This is a genomic window from Azospirillum sp. RU38E, from assembly GCF_900188385.1.
Taxonomy (GTDB): Bacteria; Pseudomonadota; Alphaproteobacteria; order Azospirillales; family Azospirillaceae; genus Niveispirillum.
Window position 1 is genome coordinate 22406 of record NZ_FZOI01000017.1, and the last position, 14507, is coordinate 36912.

General features: G+C 61.1%; 10 protein-coding genes and 2 pseudogenes. 5 read left to right on the forward strand and 7 right to left on the reverse strand.

The window, feature by feature from the left end; translation table 11 throughout:
* Window positions 1-3 precede the first annotated feature (3 nt).
* From CHB97_RS20875 to CHB97_RS26890, 3 genes and pseudogenes are all read left to right on the forward strand, one after another.
* Window positions 4-1356, forward strand: coding sequence for an MFS transporter (locus CHB97_RS20875; RefSeq protein WP_089289953.1), 1353 nt, complete (start codon window positions 4-6; stop codon window positions 1354-1356).
* 148 nt (window positions 1357-1504) lie between these two features.
* Window positions 1505-1654: pseudogene (locus tag CHB97_RS27125) on the forward strand (helix-turn-helix domain-containing protein); the annotation flags it as partial.
* 171 nt (window positions 1655-1825) lie between these two features.
* On the forward strand, window positions 1826-2287 hold the full coding sequence (locus CHB97_RS26890) for an IclR family transcriptional regulator C-terminal domain-containing protein (RefSeq protein WP_244559642.1): 462 nt from the start codon (window positions 1826-1828) through the stop codon (window positions 2285-2287).
* A gap of 450 nt (window positions 2288-2737) precedes the next feature.
* On the opposite strand, the pseudogene CHB97_RS20885 reads toward CHB97_RS26890, so the two are convergent.
* The 7 genes and pseudogenes from CHB97_RS20885 to CHB97_RS20915 all read right to left on the reverse strand — a co-directional run.
* Window positions 2738-2944: pseudogene (locus tag CHB97_RS20885) on the reverse strand (transposase); the annotation flags it as partial.
* A gap of 77 nt (window positions 2945-3021) precedes the next feature.
* The gene (gene urtE, locus CHB97_RS20890) at window positions 3022-3717 is read right to left on the reverse strand and encodes an urea ABC transporter ATP-binding subunit UrtE (RefSeq protein ID WP_089289955.1); all 696 of its coding nucleotides are present in this window, start codon (window positions 3715-3717) and stop codon (window positions 3022-3024) included.
* A gap of 3 nt (window positions 3718-3720) precedes the next feature.
* On the reverse strand, window positions 3721-4479 hold the full coding sequence (gene urtD / locus CHB97_RS20895) for an urea ABC transporter ATP-binding protein UrtD (protein WP_244559643.1): 759 nt from the start codon (window positions 4477-4479) through the stop codon (window positions 3721-3723).
* Window positions 4476-5618, reverse strand: a complete 1143-nt coding sequence (urtC, locus tag CHB97_RS20900; RefSeq protein WP_089289957.1) for an urea ABC transporter permease subunit UrtC — start codon at window positions 5616-5618, stop codon at window positions 4476-4478. The genes urtD and urtC overlap by 4 nt, the downstream gene beginning before the upstream one ends.
* 10 nt (window positions 5619-5628) lie before the next feature.
* On the reverse strand, window positions 5629-7218 hold the full coding sequence (urtB, locus tag CHB97_RS20905; RefSeq protein WP_244559646.1) for an urea ABC transporter permease subunit UrtB: 1590 nt from the start codon (window positions 7216-7218) through the stop codon (window positions 5629-5631).
* Between the two features lie 115 nt (window positions 7219-7333).
* Entirely contained in the window at window positions 7334-8629 is a 1296-nt protein-coding gene (urtA, locus tag CHB97_RS20910; RefSeq protein WP_371333129.1) for an urea ABC transporter substrate-binding protein, read from the reverse strand.
* Between the two features lie 155 nt (window positions 8630-8784).
* On the reverse strand, window positions 8785-9954 hold the full coding sequence (locus tag CHB97_RS20915; protein ID WP_200820050.1) for a porin: 1170 nt from the start codon (window positions 9952-9954) through the stop codon (window positions 8785-8787).
* 204 nt (window positions 9955-10158) lie between these two features.
* Between CHB97_RS20915 and CHB97_RS20920 the strand changes: the two genes are divergently transcribed.
* Complete coding sequence (locus tag CHB97_RS20920) at window positions 10159-13521, forward strand: ATP-binding protein (RefSeq protein ID WP_089289959.1); 3363 nt, start codon at window positions 10159-10161, stop codon at window positions 13519-13521.
* A complete protein-coding gene (locus tag CHB97_RS20925) occupies window positions 13514-14425 on the forward strand; it encodes a DNA-binding response regulator (RefSeq protein ID WP_089289960.1) in 912 nt (303 codons plus the stop codon). The genes CHB97_RS20920 and CHB97_RS20925 overlap by 8 nt, the downstream gene beginning before the upstream one ends.
* The last annotated feature ends 82 nt before the right edge of the window (window positions 14426-14507 follow it).

A 14507-nucleotide genomic window follows, 5' to 3' on the forward strand; every position in this document is an offset into this window, starting at 1 on the left:
GGCATGAACACTGGATCCGCGCATCGGTTGCCGACATCGGTCGTTCTGCGCTATGGCGTCGGACAACTGGGTGCGCAGATTTTTCGCGACACGCCAGCCGTGTTGCTGCCCCTGTTTATGACAACCATGTTGGGAGTGCCGGCTTGGTTGGCCGGGATCGTGGTTCTGATCCCTAAACTCTGGTTGATCGCCTGTGACCCCCTGGTCGGCCTCTGGTCTGACCGGGTAAAGGGCAGGGTGGGGCGCACGCCTTTCCTGTTGTTCGGTGCCCTAGGCACCGCGTTGGGCTTTCTGTCCCTGTTTATGGTGGTTGGCTATCCCAACCCCTGGCTTGCCGCCATATCGGTCTGTATCATCTTCTTCCTGGCTTCGACAGCCTTCAGCATATACTCCGTTCCCTATCTCGCCGTGGCCGCAGAGCTTTCCCCCGATCCGTTTGAACGCAACCGCGTCATGGTTCTGCGTATGATCTTCGGCTCTTTCGGCGTGCTTGTTGGGGTCGGGGCACCTCAGTTGCTGATCGCTCATTTCGGCGGTGGTGCGGGCGGCTGGCACGCGATGAGTTGGATACTAGGTTCCATCTGCCTGGCATCTATGCTGATCACGGCCTTTGGCCTTCGTGGGGTGCCGTTGATCGGCGTTGCCTGGGTACCGGGCCATCTTTTCGCGCAGATCAGGGTGGTGTCGAAGAACCGGCCGTTTCTAATTTTGCTCTCGGCCAGCTTCCTATCGAACATTGGACAGGCGGCCAGCTACACCGTAATCGGCTTTGTGTTCTTGTATGTAGCGCAGGCAGTCTGGCTTATCCCACTCTATATTCTGGTCATGGCGTCATCCAGCCTTGCAGCCAAGCCGATTTGGCTCTGGTTGCCCCGGAAGATTGGTAAAGCCCGTTCTTACGTCCTTGCTTCAATTGTCTGGATCGCGGTGACCTTCAGTTGGCTATTCCTGGGTGCCGGTGGTGATGCGATTGTCCACCTCCCGGTGGGGCAGGCACTGACCGGCGAACATCTTCTCATTCTGTTGCGGTCGGTGATAATCGGTGTCGCCAATGGCGGCTTTGTCCTGCTGGCGCTTTCGTTGATGACCGACACTGTGGACTATCAGCGCCGGTCCACAGGTGCGGCAAATGAAGGGGTCTTCGCTGGCCTGTTCTCAGCGATGGAGAAGTTGGCATTTGCTGTCGGACCGCTTCTTTCTGGAGTTGTACTGAGCCTGTTTGACTTTCAATCTTCTACACATGGCATGATAACGCAAAGTGATGGGGCGCTTTTCGGCATTCTAATGTTATACAGCGTTATCCCGGCCTCAATGCAGATCTTTGCCTTGTTGGTATTCAGAAAATTTCGGCTTTAGACGAGTGTTGCGGTATTCTTAACTCCAGAAAGCAGAAAAATAACAATCTATAATTTTTCCATTAAAAGTAAATCTTCCATGAAGATTAACCTGATCTCCCTCAACTCTGCTGCTTTCATGCTAAGGAGGCAAAACCTTGGAAAAGGGAGTGCCAATCCGCGCGATATGTCGCGCCATATCGGTCCTGCAAGCGGTAAACCGCAAAGGGCCCCTGACGATGATGGAAATCTCTAGAGCGGCGGGCGTGCCATATCCGACAGCGTTTCGGTTGGTACAGACGTTGATCTATGAAGGTATGATCGAGCTGGACACCGACCTAAAACGATACAAGCCCACTTCACAGGTACAGTCACTATCCTGTGGTTTTCAGGATAGTGAACTACTTGTAGAAGTCGCAAGACCTTGCATAGTGTCTCTTACCAGGAGAATTGGCTGGCCTGTGTCAATTTCGTCCAGGGTCGGGCACAACATGATTCTGCGTGATAGTACGCACGCCAACACGTCTTTGACGTTCGAACGCTACTATCCAGGTTTTACGTTACCTATTCTGGACAGCGCTTCTGGTCGTCTATGTCTGGCATTCACTCCTCAAGAAGAACGGGACGCGCTGCTTCGTTGGCTTCGGGTATCAAAGTTGGTGGATTCAGAGTATCTTAGGGGCGCTTCTTACGCCCTGAATCTGGATCAGATAAAAGAACAAGGGTATGCAGTTCAAGGACGCAACCTCCACAATCTTACGCCTGGAAAAACAGCATCAATTGCGATACCGATCTTAAAAGATGATGTATTTTTAGCGGCAATGACCGTTGTATTTTTTATATCATCAATGTCGGTAGATACGGCATTGTCAAAATATTTGGATGATATGCGATCTGTATCTTCGTCCATATCCAATATATTGCAAAACTATTCGCCTTTGAACACACCATGACGGCCATAACCCATGGCTGTCATGGTGTGCAGTATGAAGCGATAGATCGGGCAACACCGCGCTGATCCTGCATCCAGGTTCGGAATGCGCCCAGCAACGGCCAGATTTGCGTCGGCGATGTCGGCGGCACCGGAGGCGTCACCAGCCCCAATTCCTGGAGATAGCGGATGAATAATGACCCGGCTTTCAGCCGTTCCTGACTCTTCCGGCAATCCTGAAAGATTGCCCTGGACGCCTGAAATCCCGCGAGGATGTTCTCACATGTAAAACCGGCTTTATGGGCCCAGTCGGTCCAGTGCGACAGGAACCGCAGGCACTCGACGATTGTGCTCCTGGTATACCGGCGTCGGCCCAGCCAATGCTGGAAGCCGTCGGCATGGACAAGGGCGAAATGAAGCCGGGTGACCTGCTCCCCTAATTGTCACCGTTTATAAGTATAGGCCTCTGGTGCAGCTTCTTCAGCCGGCTGTTCTCTTCCTCCAGGCTCTTCAGGCACTTGGCCTCCGACACCTCCAGCCCACCATATTTCGATTTCCAGGCGTAAAATGTCGCCTCCGATATCCCGTGCCGCCGGCAGATGTCCGCCGTCTTATGCCCAGCATCCTGGTCCCGCAGGATCCCGATGATCTGTTCCTCGCTGAAACGGCTCTTCTTCATCAAATGGCCCTCCTCGCATGGGAGGGACTCTACTTTACACCGGGCACATTTTCAGGGAGCAGGTCAATGTCCCTCATTCATACCGTCAGGAATTTGCGCACTTCAGTTTCCACCAGCCCGGCCTTGTCCCCTGCCATCACCACCTCGCCCCGGTCCATCACGACATAAAGATCAGCCAGGTCGCGGGCAAATTCAAAATATTGTTCCACCAGCACGATGGCCATGTCGCCCCGGTCGCGCAGCCAGGAGATGGCGCGGCCGATATCCTTGATGATGCTGGGCTGGATGCCCTCTGTCGGTTCATCCAGCAGCAGCAGGCGCGGGCGGGTGACCAGGGCGCGGCCAATTGCCAATTGCTGCTGCTGCCCGCCGGACAAATCACCACCCCGCCGCGACAGCATGGATTTCAGCACTGGGAACAGCTCGAATATCTCATCGGGGATGAAGCGCTGGCGGCGGGGCAGGGGGGCGAAGCCGGTCTCCAGATTCTCCTTCACGCTCAGCAGGGGAAAAATCTCCCGCCCCTGCGGCACATAGGCAATGCCGCGCCGCGCCCGGTCTTCGGTGGAGAGTTTGGAGATATCCGCCCCTTCCCAGGTGATGGAGCCGCCACTGATGGGCCGATGGCCGATGATGGCGCGCAGGGTGGAGGATTTGCCCACCCCATTGCGGCCCATCAGGCAGGTGACCTTGCCCGACTGTGCCTGGACGCTGACGCCGCGAAGGGCCTGGGCCGCACCATAATGCAGGTTGATGTCATTGACGTTCAGCATCTCTCACCGCCCCAGATAGACTTCGATCACGCGCGGATCGGCGCTGACATGGTCCAGCGACCCGTCGGAGAGCACTGATCCTTCGTGCAGTACTGTCACCTTCACATCCAGGTCGCGGACAAAGGTCATGTCATGTTCGACGACGACGACGGAGCGGGTCTGCGCAATTTCCCGCAGCAGGCGGGCCGTCTCCGCCGTTTCCGCATCAGTCATGCCCGCCACCGGTTCATCGACCAGCAGCAGTTTCGGTTCCTGCGCCAGCAGCATGCCGATCTCCAGCCATTGTTTCTGACCATGGCTCAGGGAGCTTGCCAGGGCATGGCGGCGGGCGGCCAGGCGGATTGTATCCAGGATGGCCAGGATACGATCATTATCGGCGCCGTCGCGGTGGAACAGGCTGGCGACCGGTCCCCGCTTTCCGGCCAGGGCCAGATCGATATTGTCCCAGACGGTGTGGCTTTCAAACACGGTGGGCTTCTGGAACTTGCGCCCGATGCCCAAGGTGGCGATCCCGGCCTCGTCCATCTGGGTCAGGTCGGTGTCGCCATCGAACAGGATGGTGCCCTTGTCGGGCCTGGTCTTGCCGGTAATCACATCCATCATGGTGGTCTTGCCTGCACCATTAGGGCCGATGATGGCGCGCATCTCGCCCGGCATGATGATCAGCGACAGGTTGTTCAGCGCGCGGAACCCGTCAAAGCTGACGGAGACGCCATCCAGGTAAAGCTGGGTATGCTGCGGGTCGTGTCTGATGGACATCATTGCCCCTCCGTCACGGGCTGGGTGGTGATGGATGCTGCCTGTTTTTCGCGCCGCCGGGTCCAGTAGCCGGTCCACAGACCGACAATGCCGCGCGGCAGGAACAGGGTGACGGCGATGAACAGGCTGCCCAGCGCAAACAGCCAGATCTCCGGCAGGGCATTGGTCAACAGGGTCTTGCCGAAATTGACCAGAACCGCACCGATCACCGACCCGATCAGAGTGCCGCGCCCGCCGACGGCCACCCAGATCACCGCCTCGATCGAGTTGGCGGGGCTGAATTCACCCGGATTGATGATGCCGACCTGTGGCACATACAGCGCCCCCGCCACACCCGCCATGCAGGCGGATGTGACAAACACCAGCAGCTTATAATGTTCCACCCGATAGCCCAGAAATCGCGTGCGGCTTTCGGCATCACGGATGGCGATCAGCACCCGGCCCAGCTTCGACCGCACGATCCAACGGCAGAGGAAAAAGCCCAGCGCCAGGGCAATGGCAGATGCCGCAAACAGCGCGCTACGCGTGCCATCGGCCTGGATGGAGGCCCCGAGGATATCCTTGAAATCGGTCAGGCCGTTATTGCCGCCAAAGCCCATATCATTGCGGAAGAAGGCCAGCAGCAGGGCAAAGGTCATGGCCTGTGTGATGATCGACAGATAGACGCCCGTCACCCGGCTGCGGAAGGCCAGCCAGCCCAGCAGGCCCGCCAGCAGTCCCGGCACCACCAGCACCATGAGGGCGGCAAACCAGAATTGGTCAAAGCCCAGCCAGTACCAAGGCAGTTCCTGCCAGTTCAGGAACACCATGAAATCGGGCAGGATCGGGTGACCATACATGCCACGTGGCCCGATCTGCCGCATCAGATACATGCCCATGGCGTACCCACCCAGGGCGAAGAACGCCCCATGGCCCAGCGACAGGATACCGCAATAACCCCAGACCAGATCGACCGACAGGGCCAGCAGGGCGTAGCATAGATACTTGCCCATCAGCGCCACCACATGCGGGGGCACATGGAACGCGCTATCGGCTGGCACCGCCAGATTTAGCACCGGGATCAGGATGGCCAGACCCAGGGCCACGGCACCAAACAGCAATCCCGCCCGGTCCAGCCCAGGCAACAGAATTCCGCTTTTCATGGGCGTCCCCTTAATGTTCGATGGCACGGCCCTTCAGGGCGAAAAGGCCCCGCGGACGCGCCTGGATGAACAGGATGATGCCGACCAGAACCAGAATCTTGCCCAGCACGGCCCCGGCCATGGGTTCCAGCAGCTTATTGACGATGCCCAGTGACATGGCCCCGACCAGGGTGCCCCATAGGTTGCCGACCCCACCGAAGATGACGATCATGAAACTGTCGATGATGTAACCCTGGCCCAGATTGGGGCTTACATTGTCGATCTGTGACAGTGCCACCCCCGCCAGCCCGGCGATGCCAGAGCCCAGGCCAAAGGTCAGCGCATCCACCCGTGCCGTGCGGATGCCCATGGCCCGCGCCATGGCCCGGTTCTGGGTCACGGCCCGCATCTGCAGGCCCAGTGGCGTGCGGCGCAGCAACAGCATCAGGGCGGCAAAGGCCATCAGACCGAACAGGAAAATCCACATGCGGCCATAGGTGATTGTGACCTCCCCGACCTGAAAGGCACCGGCCATCCAGGTGGGGTTCCCCACCTCCATGTTGGTGGGGCCAAAGATCGACCGCACGGCCTGTTGCAACACCAGCGACAGGCCCCAAGTGGCTAGCAGCGTTTCCAGCGGGCGGCCATACAGAAAGCGAATAATGCCGCGTTCAATCAGGATGCCCACGCCACCCGCCACGATGAAGGCCAGCGGCAAGGCGATCAGCAGCGACCAGTCGAACAGGCCCGGCGCATGGGTGCGGATCATCTCCTGCACGACATAGGTCGTGTAGGCCCCCAGCATCACCATCTCCCCATGCGCCATGTTGATGACGCCCATCACCCCAAAGGTGACGGCCAATCCAATGGCGGCCAGCAGCAGGACAGACCCTAACGACAGGCCATAGATGATGTTCTGCGCCGCCGCCGCCCAGGCCAGCTTGTTCTCGATCAGGCGTACCGCCTCTGTTGCGGCCTTGGCCACCGCCGCATCCTCGCTGCCCGTCAACGGGTTGAGCAGGGCCAGGGCCGCCTGTCCGCCCTTGTCGGCGATGGTGGCGATGGCTGACAGCTTGCCAACGGTGCTCAGGGTTTCATCGCCCAAAAGGATGGCGGCGCGGGCCTGTTCCAGGCTGCGCTTGACCTTTGCATCCTTTTCGTCGGCCAAAGCCGCGTCCAGCAGCGGCAGGGCGCTGGCATCACGGCTGACAAAAACAGCATCAGCCGCCGTCTGTCGGACGGCGGCGTCGGGGCTGCGCAGGGTTAAGGCACCCAGCGAGGCACCAATGGCCCGGCGCAGGCGGTTATTCACGCGGATCAGTTCCAGATTGCCCGCCGGCTCCGTGCCCAAGACCGCACCTGACAGCGGATCGGTCAGGGTGATGCTGTCCCCGTCCTCCCGTCCGATCACCACCTTGTCATCGGCCAGTCGTCGATAAAGCGTCCCACCTTCCAGCGCCTTCAGGGCCGGGACGATGGAGGGGTCGCCCGTCTCTGTCAGGGAGGTCAGCGCCTGTTCCTTGGCCGCGTAATCATCGGTGGCCAGCGCGTCGATGAGGGGGGGCGTCGCCTGTGCCCAAGACATCGGCGTCAGCAGCAGCGACAACAGAAACAGCAGCATTCGCATGGGGTGGCCTTTCGGGGTGTGAGGGAGGGGCGTAGCGCTGATGAGGCGCAAGCCGTAATCCGCGGTCCCCGCGACGGGATCCCCGCGGATTACGCTTCGCTCATCCGCGCTACTTCGCCCCGCACTTGCCCGTGGCGGTGTTGAAGTTGCCGCAGGACAGCGGCTTGCGCCAATCGGCGATCAGATCCTTGCTGTCGGGCAGATAGTCGGACCATTCGTCGCCGGCCACCAGGCCCGGCGTCTTCCACACGGTTTCAAACTGCCCATCGGCCTGTACCTCGCCGATCAGGACGGGCTTGGTGATGTGGTGGTTGGGCAGCATGGCGGAATAGCCACCCGACAGGTTGGGCACGGCCACGCCGACCATGGCATCGATCACCTTGTCGGGATCGGTGGTCCCGGCCTTTTCCACCGCCTGCACCCACATGTTGAAGCCGATGAAATGCGCTTCCATCGGGTCGTTGGTGACGCGCTTGGGGTTCTTGGTGAAGGTCTGCCACTTCTTGATGAACTCGGCATTGATGGGGGTCTTCACGCTCTGGAAATAGTTCCACGCGGCCAGGTGGCCCTGCAATGGCTTGGTGTCGATGCCGGCCAGTTCCTCCTCCCCCACCGAGAAGGCGATGACGGGGATGTCGGTGGCCTTGATGCCCTGGTTGGCCAGTTCCTTATAGAAGGGGACATTGGCGTCGCCATTGATGGTGGACACCACGGCCGTCTTCTTGCCGGCGCTACCGAACTTCTTGATATCCTTCACGATTGACTGCCAGTCGGCATGGCCGAAGGGTGTGTAGTTGATCATGATGTCTTCCGCCTTCACGCCCTTGGCCTTCAGATAGGCTTCCAGGATCTTGTTGGTGGTGCGCGGATAGACATAGTCGGTGCCGGCCAGGACCCAGCGCTGCACCCCTTCGCCGATCAGGTAATCGACGGCGGGCACGGCCTGCTGGTTGGGCGCGGCACCGGTATAGAAGACGTTGCGGCTGCTCTCCTCGCCCTCATACTGCACGGGATAGAAGAGGATGCCGTTCAGCTCCTCGAACACCGGCAGCACGGATTTGCGCGACACAGAGGTCCAGCATCCAAACGTGGCCGAGACCTTCTGCACTGCCAGCAGTTCCCGCGCCTTTTCCGCGAAAAGCGGCCAGTTGCTGGCGGGATCGACCACCACCGGCTCCAGCTTGCGGCCCAGCACGCCGCCCTTCTTGTTCTGCTCTTCAATCAGCATCAGCATGACGTCCTTCAAGGTCGTCTCGCTGATGGCCATCGTGCCCGACAGTGAATGCAGGATGCCGACCTTGATCGGCGGCTTGTCAGCGGCCAGCGCCACCCCGGCGGTCCCCAGCATCAGGGCGGCACCGGTGATGGAAAGGACGGCGGAACGCAGGAATTGACGACGCGACATGGGGTTATCTCCCGTCAGCAGAAATGGTTTTGGGGGAAAGGGGGGGGGGGCAGTTGGATGCCCTGCCGTGGTCGCTTGGCCCTACCTGCCTTCCCCACCTACGCGGGGAAAGCAATCGAGGTGCAGCGTTGGCTGTAGCCAGCGACCTCGCACCATCAGAACTGCAACTGCAACCCGACCGTGAACCGGTCGCTGTCGGCGCCGGGGCCGGTGTCGATGGTGGAATATTCCGCGCTGATGCGGGCGGAATGGCCGCTGATCACGTAGTTCACGCCGAAGTCATATTGTTTGGTGTCGGAGCGCGAGGCGTCGGGATCGAAGGTCTGATAGCGAACGAAGGGCTGGACCTGGCCCATGCCCACCTTGCCCGGCAGCAGATAGGCGGCCCCCAGCAGCCAAGCCTCACCCGCGGCAATACCGCCAACATTCGATGTGCCCGATGCCCCGCCAAAACCGGGGGCCACGTCGGCCACGCCGTCGGTGTCATAGGAATACCAGGCCCCTTCCAAGGTGATGGCCCCGGCATCGCCCAGTTTCTTTTCAAACAGGGCATCGATGCTGACAGCCCCGTAATCGCCCGGTTTGGCGGCGGTGCCCACGCCATCCTCCTGATAGGCCCCGGCGATCGCCAGCGTCAGGACATCGGCAGAACCGTAATAGGTGCTGCTGGTGTAATAGGCGGGGTTGTCCTCGACATCCAGGAAGTTATAGGCCAGCCGCCCGGTGAACAGCACATTGTCGCCCTGGTTGCTGGCGCCCTTGATCCGGTTATGGCCCTTGAAGGCGCCGGCAGCATAGGTCAGGCGCTTGTCCAGCAGCTTGCCCCAGACAGTGGCGCCATCATCGCGGCCGGCAAACTTGGCCGGGTATTGCGACACCACACCAGGATAGGACCAGGCGTTGATATAGTAGGGACCGTCCAGGTTGGCGCGGTCGCTGGGCGGCAGCATGCGACCGACCCAGATGTTGAATTCATCGGAGAATTCAAAGCGCGCGTAACCGTCCAGCAGCTTCAGGTTCCCGTCGCCGTCGCGTTCGGTATTGAAGGTCGCCTTGATTGTGTCCGACAGGGAGCCGGAAATGAAGACGCGCACGCTGTCCAGATTGAATTCGTTGGAGCGGTCATTGCCGCTGGGGGCGGCATCTTCGGCGCTGGTATAGGAACCGCGCATGCCCAGGCCGATGGACAGCGACTTGCCATCCCCGAAGGTCTGCGTGAAACCGGCCGAAGCCGGGGAAGCGGACAGGCTGGCCAGCATAAGCGCCAAGGCCGATACCGCCATGCGCGCAGCCGCCGGCCGCGGCGCAAACTTGCGTCCCATCATGAAGCACCCCCTGTTATGCGGAAAAATCCGTGGCCGGGCTGTTGCGGCCCATGGCCCTTGTTTGTGATGGGAAGGTTAATGTCTCGCAGATGCGAAAACGAATACGTCAGACGACGTATGTCTGCGTATCCTGGACCCGGCTAGGGTGCTGGGCATGGGGTGGAACAGGTTCTGGGGGGCTTGGGCGTTGATGGAAATGTGCCAATGCTGAAATCGCTGCCCATCGTGCGTGTGCGGCGCCAGTATAACCGTTGGGTCTCCGACCAGACGGTGGAGGATTACGCTCTGCGTTTCACCGCCGACCGGGCGCGGCGCTGGTCGCCGTTCCGCGTCGGCAATACGGCGATGGGCGCCATCTCCTTCCTGGCGTGCGAGGCCATTGGGGCCTCGATCACGCTGGCCTACGGCTTTACCAACGCCATGGCGGCCATCGTATTGGTGGCGCTGCTGGTGCTGGCCACTGGTGTGCCCATTGCCTATTACGCGGCCAAATTTGGCGTGGATATGGATCTTCTGACCCGCGGTGCTGGGTTCGGTTACATCGGTTCCACCTTCACATCGCTGATCTATGCGGGCTTCACCTTCATTTTGCTGGCGCTTGAAGCGGCCATCATGTCAGAGGCGTTGACACTCTGTCTGGGAATCCCGCTCTGGCTATCACACATGATCAGTGCCCTGATCGTGCTGCCAATCGCCATCCATGGCATCCGAAAAATCAGCCTGATGCAGGTCTGGACACAGCCCATCTGGCTGATTTTACAGCTTTCCCCCTTGGTCTTTGTGGTTCTGGCCGAACCGGGCGAACTGTCAGGCTGGACAAGCCTGGCGGGCCTGCATGCACCGGAAGGTGGTTTTTCCCTGCTGGCCTTTGGTCTGGCGACGTCCGTCCTGTTGTCGTTGCTGCCGCAGATCGGCGAACAGGTGGACTATCTGCGCTTCCTGCCAGATCGTCGACGCGCAGGCCCTGTTGGGTGGTGGAGCGCCATGCTGATAGCGGGACCGGGCTGGATTTTCATCGGCGGGGCCAAGCTGGTGGCGGGGTCGCTGCTGGGTTATGCGGCCATGCAGGCGGGGATGACTGCGTTGGAGGCCGCAACCCCAACCGCCATGTATCGCATGGTCTTTGAACGGATCGTGTCCTCTCCCGGTCTGGCCGTGGCCTTGACGGTGGTTTTCATCGTGGTTTGTCAGGCCAAGATCAATGTCACCAATGCCTATGCCGGCTCCATTGCCTGGTCCAACTTTTTCTCCCGCCTGACCCATTCCCATCCCGGCCGCGCCGTCTGGCTGGTCTTCAACGTCATGCTGGCGCTGATGTTGATGGAGATGGGGATATTCGGGGTGATCGAGAGCATCCTGGGCATCTATGCCAATCTGGCCGTGGCCTGGGTGGGGGCGCTGACCGCCGACCTTCTGGTCAACAAGCGGATGGGGTGGAGCCCGCCCAACATCGAGTTCCGCCGCGCGCATTTGTACGACATAAACCCCGTTGGCGTGGGAGCCATGGGCATATCGCTGCTGCTGTCGCTCTCGGCCTTTTTCGGGCTGCTAGGGGAGTTGGCGCGGGCCTTTGCGCCGTTGCTGGGGCTGGTGTCGGCCTTTGTCTCGGCCCCCGTCATCGCCTGGGCCACCAAGGGGCGCTATTACATCGCGCGGCAGCCGGATGTAATGGTGACGGAGAGCGGCCTGATCCGCTGTTCGGTGTGCGAGAATATGTTCGAGCCGCCGGACATGTCCTATTGCCCGGCCTATGGCGCGCCCATCTGCTCGCTCTGCTGTTCGCTGGAAACGCGCTGTCATGACCGCTGCAAGGTGCGGGCGACGCTGAGGGAGCAATTGTCCGATCTGGTGGGCAACCATCTGCCGACCGCGTTGCGCCGCTGGCTGGGCAGCCGCATCGGGCGGTTTGCGGCCGTCATGGCGCTGCTGACGGCGGGCATGGCGATGCTGCTGGCCCTGATCGGCACGCAGTATGGGGCGATACCGGGCGTGCCAAAAGAAACGGTGCGGACCACCCTGCAGATCGTCTTTGCGTCGGCCCTGATCATCATGGGGCTGGCGGCCTGGGCCATCGTTCTGGCCAATGAAAGCCGGCATCTGGCAGAGGAAGAGAGCGAGCGGCGGATGACGCTGCTGCTGGACGAGATCGAGGCCCACGAACAGACCGATGCCGCCCTGCAAAAGGCCAAGGAAGCGGCTGAATCCGCCAATATCGCCAAGACCCGCTTCATCGCGGGTCTTAGTCACGAGGTGCGCACGCCGCTGAATTCCATCAATGGCTATGCCCAGTTGCTGGAACGCGGCGGGCTGCGCCAGCCGGAGGATGCCGTGCGCGTGATCCGGCGCAGCGCGGAGCACATCACGCGGCTGGTCGATGGGTTGATGGATATTTCCAAGATCGAGACCGGAACGGTGCAGATCAGCCGCGATGTCGTGGACCTGCCGGCCTTTCTGGCGCAACTGGCCGACATGTTCGGGCCGCAGGCGGCGACCAAGGACGTGGCGTTTGAGTATCGACCCGACCCGACCCTGCCGCGTTTTGTCCTGACGGACGAGAAGCGGCTGGGCCAGATATTGATGAACCTTCTGTCCAATGCCGTGAAGTACACGGAGCGCGGGCAGGTGCGGTTCAGCGTGCGGCGGCGCGGGGAAACGGCGGAATTCGAGGTGGCCGACACTGGCATCGGTGTGGCGCCGGAAGACCGGGAGCGCATCTTCCTGCCGTTCGACCGGGGCAACCTGCCCAGCCGTATGGACGCCATTCCGGGTACGGGCCTGGGCCTGACCATCACGCGCCTGCTGACCCATGTGCTGGGGGGGGAGTTGACCATGGATAGCCAGCCGGGCAAGGGCAGCAGCTTCAAGGTGCGGATGCTGCTGTCAGAGGTGCGGGCCCCCATTCAGGCCAGACCCAGCCACCGGGTGCTGGGTTATCATGGTGATCGCCGCACCATCTTGCTGTGCGATGACGACGCGCAGCATCTTTCCATGATGCGGCAATTGCTGGAACCGCTGGGCTTTGACCTGATCTTTGCCAGCAATGGTGCGGAATGTTTGGACCTTGCCCCGCATCACAAGCCGGACCTGCTGATCCTGGATATCTCCATGCCCGGCCTGAATGGCTGGCAGGTGGCCCAAGCCCTGCGTGATGGCGGGATGGAGGATTTGTTGATCCTGCTGCTGTCGGCCGAAGCGCATGATCTGGCTGAACGCGGGCGCGGGGCCGATCAGCCGCATGATGATTTCCTGGTGAAGCCGGTCGACATCGCCCAGCTTCTGGAGCGGCTGGAGGTGCTGCTGGACCTGGAATGGCGGCGCGAGGAACCCACGACCGAGGGAGTGCCGTTGGCGCCCCCCCTCACTGCAGCGGAAATCGCTGGCCTGCTCAACTTGGCCAAGATCGGCCATGCGCGCGGGATCGAACTACTGCTGCGGGAGTTGCGGGCGGGATATCCTGGACATGACGGCTGGTTCGATCGGCTGTCGCTGCTGGCCCAGGGATTTGAATATGAACGGTTGGCAGAGGTACTGGGGACTGCTGGGATGACGGGGGCTGATCATGCATGACGGGGTAGCCGCCGGCGATATGGTCCTGGTCGTCGATGATAATCGTGACGAGCTGAACATGCTGGTCGATGCGCTGGAACGCGGGGGCTTTACCGCTCTGGCAGCCACGCGGGGCGAGGCGGCGCTGACCCTGCTGGAACGGGTGATACCGTCGCTGGTGGTGATGGATGCCGTCATGCCCGGCATGGACGGTTTCACCACCTGTCAGCAGATCAAGCGTGATCCCCGCATCGCCCATCTGCCCGTCATCTTTATGACCGGCCTGACGGAAACCGCGCATGTGCTGCGCGGGCTGGAGGTGGGCGGGACCGACTATGTGACCAAGCCCGTCAATCTTGTTGAGCTTTTAGCCCGCATCCGTGTGCATATCGCAACGGCTCGCGCCGCCCATGGCGCGCGGTTGGCGCTGGATGCATCGGGCCGGCACCTGTTCGCCATCAACCCGGCGGGCCATATCCTTTGGTCCACGCCACAGGCGACCAGTCTGCTGTCGGCGGCCTTCGGTGAAGGGGCCGCACCGCCCGCCCCGGTCCAGGCCCTTCTGCTCCGCGCCGTGGCCGGCGGGTCGGACACGGAAACGGCGGAGCCTCTGGCCCCCGCCGCTGGGGTGGGGCCCGCGCGCTATCTGCTGCCCACCGGGCCGGGGGAATATCTGTTCCAGCTTACCGCCGCCGGCCCGTCGGGCGAGGATATATTGCGCGCCCAGATCGACCTGACCCTGCGCGAGGTGGAGGTGCTGCGCTGGCTGATCCATGGCAAGACCAACCGCGAGATCAGCGAAATCCTGGGCATCAGCCCGCGCACCGTGAACAAGCACCTGGAACGCATCTTCGCCAAGATGGGCGTGGAAAACCGCGCTTCGGCCACGTCACTGGCCATGCGGATCATGGCGGGCAAGGGGTGAGGAACTGACGCGTACTTACGATCCCCGACACCCCCCCAATACGTCATCCTGCGTATATGGCGGTGCAGCATGGGTCCGCATA

What these genes read in the sequence shown, in the direction of transcription:
- CHB97_RS20875 (WP_089289953.1), top strand. Translation starts at nt 4, where the DNA reads ATGAACACTGGATCCGCGCATCGGTTGCCGACATCGGTCGTTCTGCGC.
- CHB97_RS26890 (WP_244559642.1), top strand. Translation starts at nt 1,826, where the DNA reads ATGATTCTGCGTGATAGTACGCACGCCAACACGTCTTTGACGTTCGAA.
- urtE (WP_089289955.1), bottom strand. Translation starts at nt 3,717, where the DNA reads ATGCTGAACGTCAATGACATCAACCTGCATTATGGTGCGGCCCAGGCC.
- urtD (WP_244559643.1), bottom strand. Translation starts at nt 4,479, where the DNA reads ATGATGTCCATCAGACACGACCCGCAGCATACCCAGCTTTACCTGGAT.
- urtC (WP_089289957.1), bottom strand. Translation starts at nt 5,618, where the DNA reads ATGAAAAGCGGAATTCTGTTGCCTGGGCTGGACCGGGCGGGATTGCTG.
- urtB (WP_244559646.1), bottom strand. Translation starts at nt 7,218, where the DNA reads ATGCTGCTGTTTCTGTTGTCGCTGCTGCTGACGCCGATGTCTTGGGCA.
- urtA (WP_371333129.1), bottom strand. Translation starts at nt 8,629, where the DNA reads ATGTCGCGTCGTCAATTCCTGCGTTCCGCCGTCCTTTCCATCACCGGT.
- CHB97_RS20915 (WP_200820050.1), bottom strand. Translation starts at nt 9,954, where the DNA reads ATGATGGGACGCAAGTTTGCGCCGCGGCCGGCGGCTGCGCGCATGGCG.
- CHB97_RS20920 (WP_089289959.1), top strand. Translation starts at nt 10,159, where the DNA reads ATGCTGAAATCGCTGCCCATCGTGCGTGTGCGGCGCCAGTATAACCGT.
- CHB97_RS20925 (WP_089289960.1), top strand. Translation starts at nt 13,514, where the DNA reads ATGCATGACGGGGTAGCCGCCGGCGATATGGTCCTGGTCGTCGATGAT.